General features: G+C 51.6%; 24 protein-coding genes. 14 read left to right on the forward strand and 10 right to left on the reverse strand.

Annotated features, from left to right (window positions below; translation table 11 throughout):
* Positions 1 to 25 precede the first annotated feature (25 nt).
* On the forward strand, positions 26 to 973 hold the full coding sequence (locus SynSYN20_RS09410) for a bestrophin family ion channel (RefSeq protein WP_255476228.1): 948 nt from the start codon (positions 26 to 28) through the stop codon (positions 971 to 973).
* Between the two features lie 127 nt (positions 974 to 1,100).
* Here the strand turns inward: SynSYN20_RS09410 and SynSYN20_RS09415 are convergent, their stop codons facing one another.
* The gene (locus SynSYN20_RS09415; RefSeq protein ID WP_186523239.1) at positions 1,101 to 1,778 is read right to left on the reverse strand and encodes an SDR family oxidoreductase; all 678 of its coding nucleotides are present in this window, start codon (positions 1,776 to 1,778) and stop codon (positions 1,101 to 1,103) included.
* Positions 1,779 to 1,978: 200 nt separating this feature from the next.
* Here SynSYN20_RS09415 and SynSYN20_RS09420 point away from each other — a divergent pair, with 200 nt between their 5' ends.
* Positions 1,979 to 2,149 carry a hypothetical protein gene (locus tag SynSYN20_RS09420; RefSeq protein WP_255476229.1) on the forward strand — a complete coding sequence of 57 codons (171 nt, stop codon included), beginning with the start codon at positions 1,979 to 1,981 and terminating at the stop codon, positions 2,147 to 2,149.
* A gap of 104 nt (positions 2,150 to 2,253) precedes the next feature.
* Here the strand turns inward: SynSYN20_RS09420 and SynSYN20_RS09425 are convergent, their stop codons facing one another.
* Together SynSYN20_RS09425 and SynSYN20_RS09430 are read right to left on the reverse strand one after the other, a co-directional pair.
* Positions 2,254 to 2,430: a DUF4278 domain-containing protein gene (locus SynSYN20_RS09425; RefSeq protein WP_186523241.1), complete on the reverse strand. Its 177-nt coding sequence runs from the start codon at positions 2,428 to 2,430 to the stop codon at positions 2,254 to 2,256.
* Between the two features lie 163 nt (positions 2,431 to 2,593).
* On the reverse strand, positions 2,594 to 3,361 hold the full coding sequence (locus tag SynSYN20_RS09430) for a hypothetical protein (RefSeq protein ID WP_186523242.1): 768 nt from the start codon (positions 3,359 to 3,361) through the stop codon (positions 2,594 to 2,596).
* A 274-nt stretch (positions 3,362 to 3,635) separates the two neighbouring features.
* Here SynSYN20_RS09430 and SynSYN20_RS09435 point away from each other — a divergent pair, with 274 nt between their 5' ends.
* The 3 genes from SynSYN20_RS09435 to SynSYN20_RS09445 all read left to right on the forward strand — a co-directional run bounded on the left by SynSYN20_RS09435 (position 3,636) and on the right by SynSYN20_RS09445 (position 5,618).
* Entirely contained in the window at positions 3,636 to 4,163 is a 528-nt protein-coding gene (locus SynSYN20_RS09435; RefSeq protein WP_255476230.1) for a hypothetical protein, read from the forward strand.
* Between the two features lie 538 nt (positions 4,164 to 4,701).
* The gene (locus SynSYN20_RS09440) at positions 4,702 to 4,917 is read left to right on the forward strand and encodes a TIGR02450 family Trp-rich protein (RefSeq protein ID WP_186523244.1); all 216 of its coding nucleotides are present in this window, start codon (positions 4,702 to 4,704) and stop codon (positions 4,915 to 4,917) included.
* Between the two features lie 47 nt (positions 4,918 to 4,964).
* The gene (locus SynSYN20_RS09445; protein ID WP_186523245.1) at positions 4,965 to 5,618 is read left to right on the forward strand and encodes a methyltransferase domain-containing protein; all 654 of its coding nucleotides are present in this window, start codon (positions 4,965 to 4,967) and stop codon (positions 5,616 to 5,618) included.
* A 248-nt stretch (positions 5,619 to 5,866) separates the two neighbouring features.
* On the opposite strand, the gene SynSYN20_RS09450 is transcribed toward SynSYN20_RS09445, so the two are convergent.
* Entirely contained in the window at positions 5,867 to 7,399 is a 1,533-nt protein-coding gene (locus SynSYN20_RS09450; protein ID WP_186523246.1) for an NAD(P)/FAD-dependent oxidoreductase, read from the reverse strand.
* 85 nt (positions 7,400 to 7,484) lie between these two features.
* Between SynSYN20_RS09450 and SynSYN20_RS09455 the strand changes: the two genes are divergently transcribed.
* A complete protein-coding gene (locus SynSYN20_RS09455; RefSeq protein ID WP_370586671.1) occupies positions 7,485 to 8,267 on the forward strand; it encodes an SIMPL domain-containing protein in 783 nt (260 codons plus the stop codon).
* Positions 8,264 to 8,800, forward strand: coding sequence for a rhomboid family intramembrane serine protease (locus SynSYN20_RS09460; protein WP_186523252.1), 537 nt, complete (start codon positions 8,264 to 8,266; stop codon positions 8,798 to 8,800). The genes SynSYN20_RS09455 and SynSYN20_RS09460 overlap by 4 nt, the downstream gene beginning before the upstream one ends.
* Here the strand turns inward: SynSYN20_RS09460 and SynSYN20_RS09465 are convergent.
* Complete coding sequence (locus SynSYN20_RS09465; RefSeq protein WP_186523254.1) at positions 8,785 to 9,009, reverse strand: hypothetical protein; 225 nt, start codon at positions 9,007 to 9,009, stop codon at positions 8,785 to 8,787. The two genes, SynSYN20_RS09460 and SynSYN20_RS09465, sit on opposite strands and share 16 nt — an antisense overlap.
* Before the next feature lie 213 nt (positions 9,010 to 9,222).
* Here SynSYN20_RS09465 and SynSYN20_RS09470 point away from each other — a divergent pair, with 213 nt between their 5' ends.
* Positions 9,223 to 9,438: a hypothetical protein gene (locus SynSYN20_RS09470; RefSeq protein ID WP_186523256.1), complete on the forward strand. Its 216-nt coding sequence runs from the start codon at positions 9,223 to 9,225 to the stop codon at positions 9,436 to 9,438.
* 13 nt (positions 9,439 to 9,451) lie between these two features.
* Here SynSYN20_RS09470 and SynSYN20_RS09475 read toward each other — a convergent pair whose 3' ends face one another.
* On the reverse strand, positions 9,452 to 9,727 hold the full coding sequence (locus SynSYN20_RS09475; RefSeq protein WP_255476231.1) for a hypothetical protein: 276 nt from the start codon (positions 9,725 to 9,727) through the stop codon (positions 9,452 to 9,454).
* On the opposite strand from SynSYN20_RS09475, the gene nth reads away from it, so the two are divergent.
* The 6 genes from nth (at position 9,727) to katG (ending at position 14,733) form a co-directional block, all read left to right on the forward strand.
* Positions 9,727 to 10,380 carry an endonuclease III gene (gene nth / locus SynSYN20_RS09480; protein ID WP_186523258.1) on the forward strand — a complete coding sequence of 218 codons (654 nt, stop codon included), beginning with the start codon at positions 9,727 to 9,729 and terminating at the stop codon, positions 10,378 to 10,380. The two genes, SynSYN20_RS09475 and nth, sit on opposite strands and share 1 nt — an antisense overlap.
* Before the next feature lie 58 nt (positions 10,381 to 10,438).
* The gene (locus tag SynSYN20_RS09485; RefSeq protein ID WP_186523260.1) at positions 10,439 to 10,675 is read left to right on the forward strand and encodes a high light inducible protein; all 237 of its coding nucleotides are present in this window, start codon (positions 10,439 to 10,441) and stop codon (positions 10,673 to 10,675) included.
* Between the two features lie 62 nt (positions 10,676 to 10,737).
* The gene (locus SynSYN20_RS09490; protein WP_186523261.1) at positions 10,738 to 11,007 is read left to right on the forward strand and encodes a hypothetical protein; all 270 of its coding nucleotides are present in this window, start codon (positions 10,738 to 10,740) and stop codon (positions 11,005 to 11,007) included.
* Positions 11,008 to 11,089: 82 nt separating this feature from the next.
* Positions 11,090 to 11,623, forward strand: a complete 534-nt coding sequence (locus tag SynSYN20_RS09495; protein WP_186523270.1) for a hypothetical protein — start codon at positions 11,090 to 11,092, stop codon at positions 11,621 to 11,623.
* Positions 11,624 to 12,445, forward strand: coding sequence for a PfkB family carbohydrate kinase (locus SynSYN20_RS09500; RefSeq protein WP_186523272.1), 822 nt, complete (start codon positions 11,624 to 11,626; stop codon positions 12,443 to 12,445).
* Positions 12,446 to 12,540: 95 nt separating this feature from the next.
* Entirely contained in the window at positions 12,541 to 14,733 is a 2,193-nt protein-coding gene (gene katG / locus SynSYN20_RS09505; protein ID WP_186523275.1) for a catalase/peroxidase HPI, read from the forward strand.
* Positions 14,734 to 14,832: 99 nt separating this feature from the next.
* On the opposite strand, the gene psbA (SynSYN20_RS09510) is transcribed toward katG, so the two are convergent.
* The 4 genes from psbA (SynSYN20_RS09510) to psbA (SynSYN20_RS09525) form a co-directional block, all read right to left on the reverse strand.
* A complete protein-coding gene (gene psbA / locus SynSYN20_RS09510) occupies positions 14,833 to 15,912 on the reverse strand; it encodes a photosystem II q(b) protein (protein ID WP_006854385.1) in 1,080 nt (359 codons plus the stop codon).
* 144 nt (positions 15,913 to 16,056) lie between these two features.
* Positions 16,057 to 17,592 carry a bifunctional orotidine-5'-phosphate decarboxylase/orotate phosphoribosyltransferase gene (locus SynSYN20_RS09515; RefSeq protein ID WP_186523277.1) on the reverse strand — a complete coding sequence of 512 codons (1,536 nt, stop codon included), beginning with the start codon at positions 17,590 to 17,592 and terminating at the stop codon, positions 16,057 to 16,059.
* A gap of 232 nt (positions 17,593 to 17,824) precedes the next feature.
* Positions 17,825 to 19,336 (reverse strand): TRIC cation channel family protein, encoded by a 1,512-nt coding sequence (locus SynSYN20_RS09520; RefSeq protein ID WP_255476232.1) that lies wholly within the window; start codon positions 19,334 to 19,336, stop codon positions 17,825 to 17,827.
* A gap of 145 nt (positions 19,337 to 19,481) precedes the next feature.
* Positions 19,482 to 20,558, reverse strand: coding sequence for a photosystem II q(b) protein (gene psbA / locus SynSYN20_RS09525; protein ID WP_186523279.1), 1,077 nt, complete (start codon positions 20,556 to 20,558; stop codon positions 19,482 to 19,484).
* Between the last annotated feature and the right edge of the window lie 32 nt (positions 20,559 to 20,590).

The raw sequence follows: 20,590 nt of genomic DNA on the forward strand, positions 1-20,590 counted from the left end.
CCGCGGGATTATGTCAAAGCGAATCATGGGGAACGCCATTCCAATTAAGTCTGGGACCTACGGCGATCCACCGCGTACAGCTCGACGGGACTATTTCGTTGTTTTGTTGCTGTTGCTGTGGCGTATGCGCTACGACCTCTTGCTGTTGGCGGTGGTTGGCACTCTGATCTTGAGTGACACAGTGCCCACAAATTGGCAACAAAGCGGCAGCGTGGTCTCAATTATGGGAATCACGGTATCGATCTTTATAGGTTTTAGAAATACTCAGGCGATTGGCCGCTGGTGGGAAGCACGGCAATTATGGGGAGCAATCGTTAACCACAGCCGCAATTGGACCGACATTTTAACAAGTCTGCTTCCAGAAGAGCACTTAGCGAGGGCAGATGGACGTAACTTAGTGCGTTATCAAGTCGCAATGGTTTGGCAGCTCAATTTTCAGTTAAGAAACTTTTACCATCAAGATCTAAGACGCTTCCAAGACTACCTCTTGGAGAATCTAGAGATAAAACCAACAACAACGCTAAGACAATTAGGGCAGGCTAGAGCCATTGCAGTTCGCAAACTATATGAAAACAAAAGCATCAATGCTCGTGGTAGAGAACAATTAATGAACATTGCCAATGCCACCGTTGACGCAATCGGTGGCCTTGAGAGAATTAGAAATACGCCATTGCCTGCAAGTTACGACGTTTTTGTTCGCATGTTGAGCTGGATCTTCGGGTTCCAGCTCCTGTTGAACTTCAAAACAGATGGGACATCTGTAGTCGGTAGCATCACCGGGATCGTGTTGTTCCTTGGCTTTTTAATGGCCGAACGCATTGGTGCCTACGTTGAAGGTCCATTCGATGGAGATGGAAGCACATTTGCATTGCCTCTCAATGCAATCTGTCTCACGATTAGCCGCGACTTACTAGGGAATGAAACCGATTCATGCCTCCATCATTTCTCCAAAGACCCTGTTCGATGGACATAAGGTCATCAAAACTGAAGTCACAAGCCATTAAAAAAGATGGGTGGCGGCCCATCTTCTCAACTTGATTGCAATGATCAGAAGTCAAACTCTGATCACTGATTTATCGCATATCCAGAGGACCTGGTCTCTAGGAATCAATACTCAATAATGCTTCGGGAAGAGCGATCAGTGGGCGAGAGGCACTGCTTGTCACTTCAAGAATCTTCCCGATCGAAGCCGGCGTATTCAATGCCTCTACGCAGCAACGGGCAACAAGACGCCTTGGAATGGAATCCTTCTCCTGCTGATTAGGACCTGTCCAATACACCCCCTCTTCCTCCAGTGATTGCTCTCTTTCACTAAGACCACCTGGCCTAATGACCGTCCAATCCAGCCCGCTGTTCTCCAGAGCCTGCTCCCCAATTCGTTTCCAGACAAGAATCAGACCAAACAAGTTCAGGGGGTGACGCCACCGCCCCGCACATAAAGAACTCACGAGAATCACCCTAGACACTCCAACTCTCAAACAACTCTCCACTTGAGAGCGCACTCCCCAAGCGTCAACTCGCATCGGACCTAACAAATCAATCGAAGGCCTGGCACCCGTTGCAATCACTAAGGCATCCACACCCTTTAAGGCTGCATCCAAAGCGCTTGGGTCTTGCAAGCTGATCCGAACTTGTTCAGCATTGCTAAGGGTTTCGGGAATCACCGACTCAGACCTCAGCAACAAACGCGGACAGTCTCCGTAAGCCATCAACTCCTCAGCAATCCGAAACCCTGTTTTTCCAGAGGCTCCAGTAATCGCAATTGTTCGCTGACTCATGAGAAGGTGTTATTGCAATAATTCTAAAGTTGATGATAAGGGAGATCTAAGGTAGAGCGCACAGCAACGCATCAACATCAACGTCAAAACTGACGTATCAAACCATGAGAATCTCAATAGCTGCAGTCATACTGACACTTATGAGCTGGCAAGCAGGCAAAAGTCAAGCGACAACAGAATGTGAGCTACTCACAAGAATCATGAATAGCCTTGGCTCAAGAATGAGCATCAATCGCTACATCATTTCAAGCAAGGGGGATAGTGAAGCCGCAAAAAAAGCTAGCGATGAGCTATCAGAACAAAACAAAAGCTATCGCAAAGCAAAAGCACAATATAAAAAAGCAAACTGCAAGAGTGTCTGGGACAAATAAGGTCAGGTTAAGGTCATTCTGAATACTCAAAATAAAAGCCCGATTGCATTTAAGCAACCGGGCAACAAACTCAATCACCGAAAATGGTGGAGATGGGGGCTTAGTTACTTGGAGTAACGAATACCTCGGTAGCTCAAAACTGGATGCTGCTGCATTTCAGCTCTGATCTGTTCACGGCAAGTGTTGTAATGCTCGTGGCGATAGGTGAGCTCCACACAGGATTTAGCCGCAGAGGGCTGATGTGCTGCGTAGGACTGACCTCTGTAAAGAAGAGTGCTCATGTTGTTCTCCGAGAAAGCCCAAGTCCCCGTTCCTTGGCTTGGGTTGGTCTGCGCCTCGCGAAAACGAGGTGAACGATGCAATGCGTAGCGATTGCTACAGCATAAACATACTGATTGGTCAACTAGTTCGTCGTTCACTTCGATACAAAGACACAAATCAGGATCAAAGGAAACCATTGGGATGGGTGTGCTCCACGTCCACCACATGACCCTCACCATTCACACGGCAAAGCCAGGGCGCCTTTGTACGAGGAACATTGACGCGTACTGAAAATCCTCCCTTATACGATTCAGTCCCAACGATCTGGAGCGAATCACGCCTTCGCCCAACCTGATTCGATACCGCGCGAAGACAGGTTGACTCTGCATGCTGGCGCTGATTTCCCCCGCCATGACCAGAGTGACCTTGAATCAAACTTCCGATCAAAGCTCCAGCAAACGCTCCAATTGCAGACCCCGTACTCGTTGAAGAATTGTCATAGCGAGGACTCGGATCATGCGCGGTTTCTAAACGAACAGCAAGGCGTTGCGGTTGACCTCTGTCGTTCCATGCAAAAACATTGCTATTGCCGCCATCACGAAATTGCGCGTTGTGCAAGCCAGAGGATGTTTCAATTTGCAGAGCCTCCTTGGAAGGTCCGCGAAAGCGATAGGTGGAGCCATTGTCAAGCTTGATCACCAACACAGTGTTGCCAGCATTGACCTTTTGTTGACTTACGCAATGCCCCTGAAAGGCAACAGCACCACCACTCATCAATCGGCACACACCCTGTGCACGAGCAATCGTTTTTGCAGAGACCATTGCAGGACCCGCAAACAATTGCAGGGATGAAATCGTGGCTACCCCAGACACCACAACACCAACACGAACCAAATGCTTCATATCACTAAAAAAGAACACCACTTCTTGGTAGCAAGACCTCTCGTTCATAGCCAAAAAACCGGCATGAACCGAAACCGATTATTTAGCAAGTGATCATGCAATACTTAGGTTCAAAACAGCTAGTCCTAAAAAGTCTCAAAAGGCAATGCATGGCTTACAAAGGAGTGAATCATCAAAATTCACTAACAAACAAGCGCAAAAGCCTAACAATAAAAAGTTTTTTAGGTCAAAGCACAGAGAAACTAACAGCAAAGCCATGCATTACAAAGCAACACTTCACATCATCAAAGGACTGTTCTTAGCAGCTCCCTTGCTGTTAATCATGAGCTGCGAGCCAGGAATTTCCGCAAAGCAGTCCGCAAGCAAAGATGAAATCAAACGAAGCAATACGCAAAAACCAAACAATCTTGATTCTGGCCAAACAGGTCCAAATCCAGCCCTTCTTCAGGGTCATCGCGATAGCTTTTCGCTCAAAGCAAGGCGTCTATCCAGCACAGGCTCAAACAACAATGGCCAATGGCTGGTCGAATTATTTCAAGGAAGCGAACGCCTTGCCCGCTGGCCTGCCATCAGCGGATACAACACGAAGCCAACGGCTGATCGACGCTGGAGTCCAGGGAATGGAGCAGCTCTACCAATTGGAGATTATCTGCTGGGGCAGCCCGAGCCATGGGGAGCAGACATCTGGTTGAACCTACAGCCGCAATTCAAAACAGACCGAAGCGGACTCGGCATCCATCATTGCAACCCAGGTAGTGGATGCTTATGCATTCCCAGTCGCAATGACCTTGAAGCGATTGCCGCGTGGGTAAAAGCCACTGGGATCGATAAGTTGACCGTTCAGAATTGAGCAAAAGTATAATTATAGATTCCATAGACCAATAATACAAATCTTTTCCGCCTGCAAGCAAGGGTTAAAATTATTAACCGAAAAGCCTAGATCAAAAGAGCATATTAAACTAATATAGGGTTTTAACGAAGCTCATAGTAAAGACAGATTGCAACCATTGCAAGAACGATTCCCTTTAAAAAGGAAAGCCATAAGAGTTGATAGGCTGAGAGACCAAACTTTCTAATTAATCCATTCAAAATAGACTTATGGAATGCAACAATTCGGCCATTTCCTGCTGTATTGAATTGCTGAAGACTTTTAACTCCAGTTTCTGCTAGCTTGGCCAATGTACCGATTCAGTTCACTTGATTGTAGACTCAAACAGACTCCCCAGAGCATTGACTGTCTTACAATCGAAACAATTTATTTTCACAGCGGAATCTCACGACTTATACTCTTGAGAATCAAAATAGTTTGACAAGTCACCAACGCTGAGAACTCACAATTGATGAGCCAGAATTAACACTTTTCAAGAACAAATCCCTAGGCCTCAACCATGAGCTGGACTGTTGCTAAATCCTGGACAAGCGTTACGCCCCAGAAGGGCTTCCGCCATTTTCGCCTAATCCTTCAGGGAGGGAAAGGACAATCCCGATGGGTGGAATTAGAAGCAGTGCTTGATGCAAGCGTTCGTCTACGCATCCACTGGAACGAACTCAAGAACCAAGAGCTTTGGACCAGCGGTTGGCAACAGCTTCCACCAGACGAGTGAGGGCTTCGAACTCGCAGGGCAGCCAACAAACTCGCCAAAATGCACTCATGGCAGTTCAAATTCTCACTGAAGACCAGCGATACAAGCTCGACCGCGAGCCTGATCGCGTTTTTTATTCAGAACCACGCTTCGTCCAGCATTTAGATGAAGGCTTTAGGACACGTCTCACCAGTTTTTACAGAGAGCACATTCCATCCGGAGCTGTTGTGCTTGATCTGGGATCGTCTTGGGTGAGTCACCTACCAGAAGACATTCATTACGAGCGCGTAATTGGCCATGGCATGAACGAGGCAGAACTCGTGGCCAACCCAAGACTCGACAGCCACTACGTTCAAGACATGAATCTGGAGCCCACGATCCCCCTAAAGGATGCATCCGTTGATGTCTGCCTGGCCGTTGCTGCTTGGCAGTACTGGACACAACCAGAAAATGTCGCGTCAGAGATGCTCCGAGTCACGAGACCCAATGGAACAGCAATCGTTGCATTCTCGAATCGGATGTTTTTTACGAAAGCACCACAGGTTTGGACAGATAATGATGACAGACAGCATCTCGACTACGTGGGCACAGTGCTCCAAGCCAATGGTTGGTCTGACGTACGGGTGTTTGCGGAAGAAACAAAAGCCGCTGGTTTGATGGGAATAGTTGGCGGGAAAGGCAATCCATTTTTTGCAGTTGTTGCCCGCAAAAGTATCGGCTAATCATCATTTCCACCACCAACTCAAAAGAATTCAATAATAAATTGATTTTGCGCATCAAGACAGCATTGGAATCAAATCAAGTTGATTGATATTTGCCTCATGATTAGACATTACAAGCATGATCGAAGAGTCAACAGCTACAAGCATGGAATCAAGAATTAAGCAATTTGTGTATTTCTTTTCTTGACATGCACAAGCTTTTAACCATTAAAAAATCAATCTTTCTGAGTTTTCTATCAACTGAATCCCTATAGATCTAGTGAGCGAAGCAAATCCTTTTGAGCCCTGCGACCTGTGATCGCATGAGCTGCCATAGCACCACTCGCAGCAACGGGTGGAATACCAATTCCAGGAAAACAACTCGATCCACATTGCAGCAATCCCTTAACGGGAGTGGTGACCCCAGGAAACAGCCCCTTGGCTGCTGACATTGCAGGGCCATAGCTCCCCTGATCCGTGGAGAGGTAATGACGGTGAGTGATAGGGGTTCCCTCCATCACCACTTGGCAACGACTGCGCAGATCGGGAATGCGTTGCTCCAACACATCCCAAAACACCTGACAGCGTTGTCCACGTTTCTCCCGATAGGCCGCAGTTCCCCGCTGGAGATCCGCCCATTTTGTCCAGGGCTCATTGGCCGGGGTATAGGCGTGGAGCACATGATGTCCCTCCGGTGCCATCGAGGGATCGAGCACAGATGGAATCGACACCACCACAGCATTGCGATCAGCATCGATCCCACGTTCCCAGTCTCCGACCCAAACGGTATGAATCGGTAGGTCCTCAAGACCACTCGCATCAAATCCCAGATGAAGATGCAAAAAAGAACGACAATGAGGAGTAGACAGCCTGTCCTGTCTCCAAGCCTTCGCAGCCGTCTCTGGCAAAAGAGCCGCTGTACCCCAGGCATCCGCATTGCTCACCACAACGTCGGCATAAAGCGTCTCGCCATTGCTGAGTTCCACGCCAATGGCCCGATCCCCATCGAGTAACACCTGACGAACCCTTTCGCCAAGCCTCAAGCTGCCGCCATGAGCCTCAAGGCCACGCACGAGTGCATCAACCACGGCCGCACTGCCTCCTTTCGGAAAATCAAGGCAAGATTGAGGGTCAAACCACTCACCAAACAAGGTGGCCATCGCGGCTGCGTTGGTATCAGCCATCGGCATACCGCTGATCAAAAAACAGAGCAAATCCACCCAGTGACGCAGGAATGGATCCTGCAAGTGACGGTCCACTAGAGGTCCGAATGCACCACTTAGATGGCGGATGGCTGGAAGATGCTGCACCAGGCGTCCACTCCGTCTCAACAGAGGACCAATCCCATCAACGGATGCCGGCAATGCCAGCAACGGCAAGGCATCTGCGGCGGCTGCGATCGGCTGCAGCACCTCTGTAAACCGCTGCCACTCAGCTACAGCCTCAGGTCCACGCAGCCTTTGCACCACGCGTTCAAAGCCATCGCCTCCCACCCCAACACGGAGATGGCCTTCCGGAAACAAGACATCCCAATCCTTGTAACTCACCACATCCAAAGGCTGATCCAAGGCACGCAGGATCTGGGTGAGCGGGTTACTGCTTGGCCAACGCGACAACCCACTCCATAGGGATGGACCAGATTCGAAGCGATAGCCCTGGCGTTCAAAGCCATGAGCAGCCCCGCCTGGCTGACTATGAGCTTCAAGAACCAAAACCTCCTTACCAGCTCGAGCAGTGAGTCCGGCACAGCACAAGCCGCCAATCCCACTGCCGATCACGATCACCTCAGTGCTTTTTGGCATTAATGACTTATGGGTCTTGAATTGGGTCATAGCCAGTCACAGTTGTGATCGCGAAAAACACATCCCAATCCACAGATCGGTTGGAATGGTTAAAAGTCCAAAGTCCGTGCCAGAACAATCGTCCCCAAATCCGAACCGGCTTTCACTATGGCGTCGAACGCCTCCTCTGGTGTTGCCGATGCTGGTGCTGAGCTGCGGTCTTGTTGTGGCTGGAGCTGTTGCCGTGAAAGGGATTCGAACCGCAACAGACACCGTGACCGTGACCGGTGCCAGCACCGAAAGGCTTCGTAGCGACTATGCAGATTGGACCGTGACCGTGAGTGGCAACGGTCTGAGCCAGCAGCAGGCCTATCAAAATCTGCAACCTGATTTGAAGCGGACGCTCGCCTTTCTGCAAGACGCGGGCATCCCCGAAAACAGCACCCAACTCACCATTTTACGGACTGATCGCAACGACATTCGCAACCGTGTCACCGGGATGTTGACCAACACGGAGTGGACAGCACGTCAGTCCATCCACGTTGGCAGCTCAGATGTGGCGTTAATCCGTAAGGCATCAAACACCATTAGCAATCTGATTGGCGACGGAGTGTCGTTAGCAATTCAGCCACCGGCTTATACCTATACAAAGCTGGCTGAAAAACGCGTCGACATGCTTGCCAAAGCAACTGCCGATGCTCGAGATCGAGCGATTGCGATCGCAGGTCAGGCTGGCTCCGGTATTGGAGCCATTACCAATGCAGACACAGGCACCTTCCAAATCACCGTGCCGAACTCCACAAAAATGGGGAGCTATGGCTCCTATGACACCAGCACCATCGACAAAGACATCACCGCGGTGATGGGAGTGACATTCAGAGTGCAGTGATCCTTCTTCCCTTGGTCCTGTTAGGTCTGTCCTGGCTGCAGGAAGGCATCGATCAACTCTTGCTAGGCGGACGATGGAATTTGGCCATGGGGCCTGGAACGCCTTGGTGGACCCTGCTCACCGCACCATTCAGCCATGGAGATCTAGGTCATCTCATCGGCAACAGCATCGTTTTTTTACCTCTCAGCTATCTCGTGCTGTTGAAAAGCCTGCGCGGTTATGTGGCGGTTTGGATTGCCGTCATTCTTCTCGAAATTCCGCTCTGGATGTTTTGGCCTGTGGGCAGCCACGGACTCTCAGGAGTCGTCTATGGACTCCTTGGCTACCTTGTGCTGATCGGATTTCTCGAACGACGACCGCTGGCCATTGGTTTAAGCGTGATTGCCGTTGCCTTCTACGGAAGCGCCTTACCTGGATTGCTGCCCTGGGCCTCACCTGCAGGAGTGAGCTGGATTGGTCACGCGAGTGGATTCATCGCTGGGCTTTTGGCAGCTGGCGCTGTGTCACGTGAACCCCATCAACCGTCAGCCTGATCCTCAGCTGATTTGAGAAAGCGACCAGACAAGCGAACAGCCAAGACAGAACAAGCGGCTCCATAGCCGATAAAGGTGGCCACTTGACCAAAAGATCCCATCTCGTAGACCTCTCCACCTAACAAAACCCAATCCACGAGTGATGAGGCGACACCCCACACAACAACCCAAATCGAAACGTAGAGAATCCCCCTCACGGCGGTGTTCACGGCAGCTCCTTTTGAAAATGCTTGTTCAACTCGACGCTAGGGCAGGCGTCAATCCAAGTCTTTCAGTGCTGATCAATGGCCGATCAGTTACCTGATCACTGATTCCACTGATGGAGAGGTTTCTTTCAAAGCTTCTTGAAGCAACCTGACAATGAACCATCACCTCGCTAGGACCTTTGGGTGATCACTTTGAAAAAGCAGAAAGGTCCTCCTATGTCTGAAAACAATCAGCAGCAACCTGTTGTGATCAAGCAAGGAGGCGGCGGCACTGGCATTGGCCTGGTTCTGGCGGCGTTAATTCTTGGCGGTGCGCTGGTCTATGCCGTCACAATCTGGTCAAACACGCAGAAAAGAATGATCGAAGCGCCCAAAGAAGCGATCCAGAAAGGCGTGGACACCCTGAAAAAAGCCATTCAGCCTGGGTCTTAAAGGCAGCTCCGCTTCACCCCCCTTCCGCCGATTGCTGCTGGCTGTGATGGCGGTAGAGATCGCTATCGCCATCACTGTCGCTCTCGGCTTTCGCTTGGTACTGGGGACCAGGTCTTGGCTGGGGGAACTCCACTGCCGAGAGATCGTCATCCGAACTCACGCTCTTTTCTTCTCGCGCGATCGCACGCTGATAAGCGGAACTGACGTCTGATGAACCGTCGTTACGAACAAATGTCATGGCCGCAAAAGCAGTGCGGCCATGATGGCAGTCCTGCAACTCGCTGACCATTGCTCAAACAAGAGCGTGCTTCCCACCTGCTCTGCCGCCTGGATGAGCACTATCCAGATCCACCGATCCCTCTGGATCACAGCGACCCTTTCAGCCTGCTGATCGCTGTGCTTCTCAGTGCACAGTGCACCGACAAAAAGGTCAATGAAGTGACTCCGGCCTTGTTTGCAGCTGGACCAACTCCAAGTGCCATGGCGGCCTTAACAGAAGCAGAGATTTACGAACACATCCGCCAGCTCGGGCTCGCCAAAACCAAAGCCCGCAATGTGCACAAACTCGCTCACCTATTGATCACAGTGCACGGAGGGAAAGTACCAAGCAGCTTTGAAGAGCTGGAGGCGCTGCCTGGCGTAGGTCACAAAACCGCCAGCGTGGTGATGGCCCAAGCTTTCGGAGTACCGGCCTTCCCTGTGGACACGCACATTCATCGGTTAGCGCAGCGCTGGGGGCTTAGCAATGGAGACAGCGTTGAGCGTACCGAAAAGGATCTGAAATCCCTATTCCCCCCGAAGAGCTGGAACAAGCTTCACTTGCAAATCATCTTTTACGGACGTGAGCACTGCACTGCTCGTGGATGCGATGGAACCGTTTGCCCGATGTGCCGCGAGCTATACCCAAAGCGAAGACAGCCGGTGATCTGGAAAAGGCCGTAGCCGCAAGGCGCTCCAACGTCAAACTTCTGTTACAGTTCGTTTCAATTGAAAGATCACCATGGACCGTACCCCCGCTACCGACACCTGGTTCCAAAGCAAAGCAGCTCGCTCCATTCATGAAGATCAACTCAAGAAAGTTGAACTTTTTAACGGTCGTGCCGCGATGATCGGATTTGTGATCGGGGTGATTACCGAAGGACTCACAGGTCAAGGAATCCTCCATCAAATCGGCCTCGGCCCCCTTATCGATGGCTACACAGCTTGCAGCGCTCAGATGCTTCCCTTCTGTTTCTGATCTGACCAGTCAATGCCTGTCAGCCCCCTGGCCTTAGGATTCAGGGCTGACAGTGCAGGCCAATGGCTCGAAAGCGGCGCAAACTCAGCAAAGACATGGAAGCCGAAATCAAAGCGGCCCATAAGAAAGTTGAGTTTATTTCTGCGTTAATTCGAGACATCCGAGAAGAAGATATTCAAAACGAATACGCAGAAGCCTTTATTCAAGTGCACGCCGCATGCACCCACCTCTCTCAGTTGTACGACGCTGAGGGCATCACTGAGGAGAGCGAAGGCACACTCGTTCTATACAAAGGTCTTCTCAATCAATTTGAAGAAGATTACGAGCTCTAGGGCATTTTCAAGATCTGGACCTTATCCACTAATTTTTTTCTAAAAATCCTGTACAACCGGAACGGTATTTAGAATTAGTTTGATGCCAGACCAGAACGATCCGCGCTGGTTCACCTTGGCGATGGCTAGCCGCTGGCCGCTCGCAGTTGTGATTGCGGCGGGATCAGTTGCCGTGGCTACGACCCAAATACTCCGTCAACCCATCCCGATCGGACTGCCCCTCGGACAGCCATTTCCAGTGCGTCTCGTTGACGGTGTCATTGTTGATGAAATCAAGGAACCTGTAAGGGTGAAGAGTGAGGGTTCGATCGCCATTGAGGCTTCGAAAAAACTCCCCATTGAGGCCTCTGAAGCTCTCCCCGTTCAAGGCCAAGTTTCCGTCACCAAGCCCGTGTTGATTGAATCAAACCGATCACTTGACGTGCAAGGACAGGTTTCAGTCAACGAAGTGACAGCTCCCGTCAAAGTGCAAGGGGTGGATGAAGGTCCTGTTCTTGTCGGAACATCCGACGAAGATCAGTTGACCGTCGGTGGAGCGGTAGACGTCACCGAGATCGGCGGTCGGATCAATGTGCGCCTGCGTGATGCGGCTCAATCTGTTCTGCCGATTCCTTAAATGAGATCACTTCCAACTGATCTCACTCTGGCTGTTGTTGGGCATCTCGAATGGGTTACTTTTCTCGCCGTTAATGAGCTCCCTTCACCTGGGCAGATCAGCCGTGCCCATCGCTCTCTCGAGGAGCCAGCGGGTGCTGGCGCTGTCGTGGCTGTTCAATTGGCCAGGCTGACGGGCCAAAAAGTGGCCTTTTTTACAGCCCTTGGGAAGGATGAAATCGGCGCGCGAAGCGAAGCACGCCTGCATGAATTAGGTGTCACACCCATCGTTGCCTGGCGAGACCAACCCACCCGCCGCGGTATCAGCTTGGTTGATCGCAGCAGCGATCGAGCGATCACGGTCATTGGGGAGCGACTGACACCAGTCGCTCATGATCCATTGCCGTGGGAGCATCTCGCCAATTGTGCCGGGGTGTTTGTCTCTGCAACCGATCCGCAAGGACTCAAGCTGGCACGAGCAGCCAAAGTTTTAACGGCTACGCCCCGGCTTCGACTACCCGTTCTTCAAGAGGCCGGAGTCAGTCTCGATGCCTTGATCGGCAGCAATCTTGATCCAGGCGAATGCATCGAAGAGGGTGCATTCACCCCAGCGCCAACCTTGAGGATCGCCACAGAAGGAGAAAGGGGAGGGGTTCTCATTCCAGGAGGACGATTTGAAGCCCAACCTCTGCCAGGCCCCCTTACTGAAACCTATGGATGCGGCGACAGCTTTGCAGCTGGCGTGACGGCCGGACTCGCTGCAGGGTGGTCCACCACTGACGCCATCAAGCTTGGGGCCCAATGTGGTGCGACCTGTGCAACCCACTTCGGTCCCTACGCCTAGCGCCAAAGGCACTGCGCCCAGACGATGTGGGCGGAAGTCTTGTCTATGCATAATCTCGAGGAGACAGGAACCAAGCAACACCACTACCACTGGCCATGGCTGATCTGAAGTGCCCTTTTAGCGGCCACACAGGGGCCACGACTCCTGATGGACACACTGGCAATCAACAGTGGTGGCCGAATCAAATCGATCTCAGGATCCTGCATCAACACCATCCATCGGCCAATCCACTCGGAGAGGACTTCGATTACGCCACAGCCTTTTCAAAACTAGATTTTGAAGCGCTCAAAGCTGACCTCCACACCCTGATGAGGGACTCCAAAGAGTGGTGGCCCGCCGACTGGGGGCATTACGGCGCCTTATTTATCCGCATGGCCTGGCACAGCGCAGGCACATACCGCATTGGCGATGGCCGTGGCGGTGCCGGCCATGGCAATCAACGCTTTGCACCACTGAACAGCTGGCCGGACAACACCAACCTGGACAAAGCCCGACGTTTGCTCTGGCCCATCAAACGCAAGTACGGCAACAGCATCTCCTGGGCTGATTTGATCATTCTCACGGGGAACATCGCTCTGGAATCGATGGGGTTCCAGACCTTTGGGTTTGGAGGGGGGCGCACAGACATTTGGGAACCGGAAGACGACGTGTTCTGGGGCAAAGAAACACAGTGGCTCGCTGACGAACGTCATGACGATGCAGGGGCACTCGACCAGCCGCTCGCAGCGGTGGAGATGGGGTTGATCTACGTCAACCCCGAAGGACCCCATGGCAATCCAGATCCGATCGCAGCAGGCAAAGACGTTCGTGAAACCTTTGCCCGGATGGGCATGAATCCAGAAGAAACCGTTGCGCTCGTCGCTGGTGGCCATACGTTCGGGAAATGCCATGGAGCAGCAAACGCTGATCATCTGGGCGTCGATCCAGAGGGAGCCGCACTCGAAGCCCAAGGCCTGGGCTGGAGCAATCGTTTCGAAACTGGTAAAGCAGAACACACCATCACCAGCGGAATTGAAGGGGCTTGGAAACCCCATCCCACGCGTTGGGATCAGGGCTATTTCCAAATGATGTTCACCTACGACTGGAAACTCACGAAAAGTCCAGCGGGTGCATGGCAATGGGTCGCGAAAGACGTGCAACCAGAGCACATGATTCCCGATGCCCATATCGCCGGGACATTTTCGGCTCCGATCATGACCACAGCCGATCTCTCTCTGCGCCACGATCCAATCATGGAACCGATTGCGCGGCGATTCCACCAAGATCAAGAAGCCTTTGCCAAGGCATTCTCACGAGCTTGGTTCAAACTCACCCACCGAGATTTGGGGCCTCGTGCGTTGTATCTAGGCCCCGATATACCCACCGAGATTCTGATCTGGCAAGACCCCATCCCAGCAGTAGATCACCCACTCATCAACGCCACTGAGATTGCTTCACTGAAGCAACAAATCCTTGAGGCCAATCTCAGCGTTCAAGACTTGGTCTCCACCGCTTGGGCCTCAGCCTCCACCTTCCGAAATTCAGATCGACGCGGAGGCGCCAATGGTGGTCGCATCCGACTCTCTCCGCAGAACAGCTGGGACGTCAACAACCCGGAAACACTCAAGCGTGTAATCCCACAGCTTGAGAGCATTCAGGACTCTTTTCATCGAGCTTCTTCCGAAGGGAAGCATGTCTCCATAGCCGATTTAATCGTGCTCGGTGGAGGCACCGCAATCGAAAAAGCAGCAGCCGATGGGGGGCACCCTGTCACGGTGCCATTTCAACCCGGCCGAGGCGATGCAAGCGCAGAACAAACAGACAGCGCCTCATTCAACGCACTCAAACCCATTGCAGATGGCTTTAGAAATTGGAAACGAGCGGATATGGCGATCCGTGGTGAGGAGTTGCTCTTAGACAAAGCCCAACTTCTGTCACTCAGTGCACCTGAGATGACAGTACTGGTGGCAGGACTGCGCGTGCTTGGTGCCAATACCGGCGGCAACCAACAAGGTGTGTTGACACAACGCACTGGGGTGCTCAGCACGGATTTCTTTACGAATCTGCTTGATATGAGCACGGCTTGGACGCCGACCAACAACAGCAACGACAGCTACATCGGCAGTGATCGCAACACGGGTGAACCACGTTGGACAGCGAGCAGGGTGGATTTGGTCTTTGGATCAAATAGTCAACTGCGCGCCATTGCCGAGGTCTACGCCCAAAACGATGGCCAGGAGCGCTTTGTGAGGGATTTTGTTGCGGCCTGGGTCAAAGTTATGGAGCTCGATCGCTTTGATTTGCATTGAGCGATGTCCCTTGAGGCTCTAACCAAAGCACAAAAAAGCCCCCACCGTGAGGAGGGGGCTTTCTAGTTCAGTTGATCTGAACTTTGAAGGGGTTCCAGATCAACCGATTGCAGGTGCTTGAAGTGCCACAGGTGTGGACTCAGCAGCTGCCAGGTCGAGGGGGAAGTTATGAGCGTTGCGCTCGTGCATCACTTCCATGCCAAGTCCGGCACGGTTCAAGACGTCGGCCCAGGTGTTCAGGACGCGGCCCTGACCATCAAGGATGGACTGGTTGAAGTTGAAGCCGTTCAAGTTGAAGGCCATGGTTGACACGCCAAGGGCGGTGAACCAGATGCCGACGACAGGCCAGGCTGCAAGGAAGAAGTGAAGGCTACGGCTGTTGTTGAACGAGGCGTATTGGAAGATCAGGCGACCGAAGTAGCCGTGAGCAGCCACGATGTTGTACGTCTCTTCTTCTTGGCCGAACTTATAGCCGTAGTTCTGGGACTCGGTCTCGGTTGTTTCACGAACCAAGGATGAGGTCACCAATGAACCGTGCATGGCGGAGAACAGTGAACCACCGAAGACACCAGCCACACCAAGCATGTGGAAGGGGTGCATCAGGATGTTGTGCTCAGCCTGGAAGACCAACATGTAGTTGAAGGTTCCAGAGATGCCCAAAGGCATGGCGTCAGAGAAAGAACCCTGACCGAAGGGGTAGACCAGGAACACTGCAGATGCAGCAGCAACAGGTGCGCTGTATGCAACACAGATCCAAGGGCGCATGCCCAAGCGGTAGGAAAGTTCCCACTCACGTCCCATATAGGCGTAGATGCCGATCAGGAAGTGGAACACAACCAGTTGGAAAGGACCGCCGTTGTAGAGCCACTCGTCGAGTGAGGCAGCTTCCCAGATTGGGTAGAAGTGCAAGCCAATGGCGTTGCTGGAAGGAACAACAGCACCAGAGATGATGTTGTTGCCATACATCAGTGAACCTGCAACAGGCTCGCGGATGCCGTCGATATCAACCGGAGGAGCGGCGATAAAAGCAACGATGAAGCAAGTGGTAGCGGCAAGCAGTGTGGGGATCATCAACACACCGAACCAACCGACATAAAGACGGTTGTTGGTGGAGGTGACCCACTCACAGAACTGCTGCCAGCCGTTAGCGCCGGAGCGCTGCTGGATGGTGGTAGTCATGAGAACGGAAAGGAGCCTGTGGGATGAATCCCGGTGGCGAATAAAGAAGGTCGGTTAACCCGACTTACGTAATGTAACGGAAGATTGCGCTGCTGACACAATCCCGCAGTGAGGGCTCTTGATCCAAATGATCAGCGCAGCTGATCACTTCCCTGAATGACGGAGCACTTGTGCCTGTTGGGTGCTGATCCGACCTGCAGTTTCCAAGACTTCACTGATGGTGTCCAAAGTGAGCACGGCCTGTAGCCGTAAACCATTGGACTCCAGGCGCTGCCTGGCACGGGTGTCATGGACGCCGCCATGGTCAAGGAACACCACTACATCACTCACTTTCAAACCGGAAGACTCGAGCTTGCCAATTCCCTCAAGGACGCTACTGCCAGTAATCAGGATGTCATCAACGACTGCCACGGTCTCACCCTCATTGAATTCTCCTTCCACCAAGCGCCTAGTTCCATGGGCCTTGACCTCTTTGCGTGGATAGATCAGGGGCTTATGCAATTGCAGAGAAAGGCCTGTTGCCGTAGGCAAGGATCCATAAGGAATCCCGGCAATTCGGTCAAACTGCAGTGGGCGTAGAACCTGGGCATAGCAATCGAGCACGCGATGAAAGAGCGCAGGGTCAGAAATGATCTGCCTCAGATCCACGTAGTAGTTGAAAACAGCACCGCTGGCCTGCACGAACTCCCCAAAAAGCAAGCAGCGAATATCAAACAGATCAATCACAAGATCACGGAGCTCAGAGTCAATCAGCTCGGCAGCTGCCGAAGCCGCTGCCGACGTTGCAACACCAGTAGAAGGTTGATCAGCGTGAGGCCAAATTCTGCACTGCTCGGATTCTTGTTCCACGATTGATGGCTGCTGCTGGAGATGGTCTTGGCGCATCCGATTAATTCGCTCTTTAAGCGCAGCGGTCTGCTCGTTGATATCGGTTTCGTTTAAAAGATTTTGCGGCAGAGGTAGCAGCAACCCATCCCCCGCCGAATTAAGTCCGCTGGCCATCAGACGTTGCAGATTTCCTTCCTCACCCCAAAGCGAGCGGAGCATGACAAATCGTTCAGGCGCTGCTTGACGCACATGCCCCAAAATCAACGGATCGCTCGTGCCAACTTCGAGCAGCAGCTGATCTGGTGTCCCCCAGCTCTGGCTTTCGCGCACAACCTTTAAATAAAAAGGATCGCTTTCGTTGGGATGGTGTTGTAGGGCGACGGCCGCAGGGTTGGAGCTGTGGCAGTTGATCAAGACCCCTTTGCCTGGATACAGGAGGAACGGAGCAGCGATGTCCTGACCGGCGAGGGGGTTGAGAGTGACCGCGTCGGCATGCAGGGTTTTGAACAGATAGGCCGCGACTGCACTGGAACTGTTGAGATCTCCGTGCTTGATATCGATGATTAATGGCAAATCTGGGGGAAGCAGTTCACGCACCTCCAACAACAGTTCCACACCTGCTGAACCCATCGCCTGATAAAAACCAAGGCTTGGTTTGTAAGCACAAACATGGTCAGATGTGGCTTCAATCACTGACTTGCACCATGAGCGCGCCTGACTGAGCAGCGAGCTTCCCCCAAGACCACGAAGGCCAGCCCAGCTGCGGAGCATTTCTGGATTTGGGTCGAGGCCAGTCACAAGAAGCGACTTCCTGCTGCTCATGGCATCGGTGAGTGCCGTAAAGAAACCCATGGCTCTAAGGGTTGTTGCAACAACCAGAATGCGCGATTCCTGAGTCCTTCGTTACACGCAAGGAGAAAAATGACTTATTTAATGATATAGTCAACAACCCTAAGCATATTTTGCACTAAAATTTAAAAAATTACTTAGCCGCGCGCAAAGTGAAACCTGCACGAAAAAATCCAAAGCTTTTTCCAACTCGTAATCAATCAAAATCATATTACCAGCAGAGCGAATGGAATGGTCACATTCTTTGCATGAATGAGGAGGCTTTTATCTTATAGTGGATTGCAAATAATCGAGTGAACAAGCATCCCAAAGTTGTAACCAAGACAGCAAGGCTAATTGGCCCAGGGTATATATTATTTGAATTGGCATAAAGAGAAATAAACACTGCAAGAACCAGCCCCCAAAGCAATGAGATTTCAGCATATAGCTCACGTCGAAGGGTCGGGTGGCTTGCGTCACCTCGAACTACATCGCGAATGATGGCTCCACCCGCTCCCGTCATGGCACTGAAAACTGGGCCCCATAAGAGCAATGGATAGCATTGCTCTTCTACTGCGACGATGACCCCAGTCACTGTGAATGTCGCCAAGCCAATGGCATCCAAAGCCTGAATAGCATTCTCTCCGAAATGTGTTTTCGACAGCAAACGTGGAATTCCACGCAATTTAGGCAACCTCATCGTGATGTGACTGAGCAGAACAAGCGCAATCACAATGATGAGATTGTGAGTCGACTGAAGCACCGCTACCTGGCCTGCATTCGCGATCAGATCTCTTAAGATTCCTCCGCCAAAAGCGGGAAGACTGGCTAAAACAAGAGCTCCAAATATACTGAAACGATCTTTCCAAGCTAGAAGTACGCCAGAAAAAGCAAAAGCTGCTGTACCGATGGTTTCCAAAGCGAAAAACCAAGGCTGTCCAGCTGTCATTCCTAGTAATGAGGGGAAGAGATAATCTCGAACTATTCGGTTATATCGCCCATCATCCTTGATTCTTTGCATGGCTTGATCGAACGCTGTAACAAGCTCTGGTGATGTACTGGCCCGACTAAAAAGAGCGACGATTGGTCCTGAAAAAATATAATTGTTACCTGCGATCAATTCTCGGTTTAAAGACTCTTCCCACAGTAAATTTCCACCCACTAGGCGATCAATTGGAACCAGGTCTACTCTCCCTTTGATCAGATTTTGAATATTTTCTAAGTGTGAACCAGCTGAAGTCCAACGCCTTTGATTAGATGGATCTGCAATGAAAGTATCGATTTCCTCGCCATAGTAATACCCCGACACGACTCCAAGACGAAGGTTGCTATCTAAAAACGACGTTTTAAAGACTTCAGGCTTAAGCATTGCGACCGCATTCGGCTCGCTTCTTCTGCTAATTAAGATAATATCTTCACTTCGATAGGGAGTCGAAAAGTAGGCATAGCGTTCGCGCTGTGGAGTTGCAAAAGCCCCTCCTGCTACATCACGAATTCCTTGCCGAATATCTTCTTGATGAATGTTCCAGGTAACTTGAGGAAGTTTAAGGATGAATCCAAGTTCTTTTTCGAAAACTTCCCTGAACAACTGAACGTCCAGACCAGTGAGCTGACGGCGATCAAAATTGATTTCTTCTAGGTATTGATATGGCCTCCAGGGATACCATCCTCCTTGGATGACACCTTGTTCTGAAGCAGAACCAGAGAGCGACAGGCTCATAGTCAGACACATGGTCGCCAATACGATGACGAATGTCTTGAGCTTCACGGATCTATTTTGAGGGTGCTTTTCATGCTGCCTCAACACAGTGCTACTGAAAAACAGAACTTGACGAATCCAGGCACAAAAAAGCCCCCTCCGTGAGGAGGGGGCTTTCTAGTTCAGTTGATCTGAACTTTGAAGGGGTTCCAGATCAACCGATTGCAGGTGCCTGAAGAGCCACAGGTGTGGACTCAACAGTTGCCAGGTCGAGGGGGAAGTTATGAGCGTTGCGCTCGTGCATCACTTCCATGCCGAGACCGGCACGGTTCACCAAGTCAGCCCAGGTGTTCAGGACGCGGCCCTGACTATCAAGGATGGACTGGTTGAAGTTGAAGCCGTTCAAGTTGAAGGCCATGGTTGACACGCCAAGGGCGGTGAACCAGATGCCGACGACAGGCCAGGCTGCAAGGAAGAAGTGAAGGCTACGGCTGTTGTTGAACGAGGCGTATTGGAAGATCAGGCGACCGAAGTAGCCGTGAGCAGCCACGATGTTGTACGTCTCTTCTTCTTGGCCGAACTTATAGCCGTAGTTCTGGGACTCGGTCTCGGTTGTTTCACGAACCAAGGATGAGGTCACCAATGAACCGTGCATGGCGGAGAACAGTGAACCACCGAAGACACCAGCCACTCCAAGCATGTGGAAGGGGTGCATCAGGATGTTGTGCTCAGCCTGGAAGACCAACATGAAGTTGAAGGTTCCAGAGATGCCCAAAGGCATGCCATCAGAGAACGAACCCTGACCGAAGGGGTAGACCAGGAAAACAGCCATGGCTGCAGACAGCGGAGCGCTGTATGCAACACAGATCCAAGGGCGCATGCCCAAGCGGTAGGAAAGTTCCCACTGACGGCCCATATAGGCCGAAATGCCGATCAGGAAGTGGAAGACAACCAGCTGATAGGTGCCACCGTTGTAGAGCCACTCGTCGAGTGAGGCAGCATCCCAGATTGGGTAGAAGTGCAAGCCAATGGCGTTGCTGGAAGGAACAACAGCACCAGAGATGATGTTGTTGCCATAAAGCAAGGAGCCAGCGACAGGCTCGCGGATGCCGTCGATATCAACCGGAGGGGCGGCGATGAAAGCGACGATGAAGCAAGTGGTAGCAGCAAGCAGACAAGGGATCATCAGCACACCGAACCAACCGACATAAATACGGTTGTTGGTATCTGTGACCCACTGACAAAAACTTTGCCAGCTGCTTAAGCGACCGCTACGAACGGCAGTTGCCATGAGATGAAAATAAGAACGGGATCGATCAATCC

Source organism: Synechococcus sp. SYN20, from assembly GCF_014279555.1.
GTDB lineage: Bacteria > Cyanobacteriota > Cyanobacteriia > PCC-6307 > Cyanobiaceae > Synechococcus_C.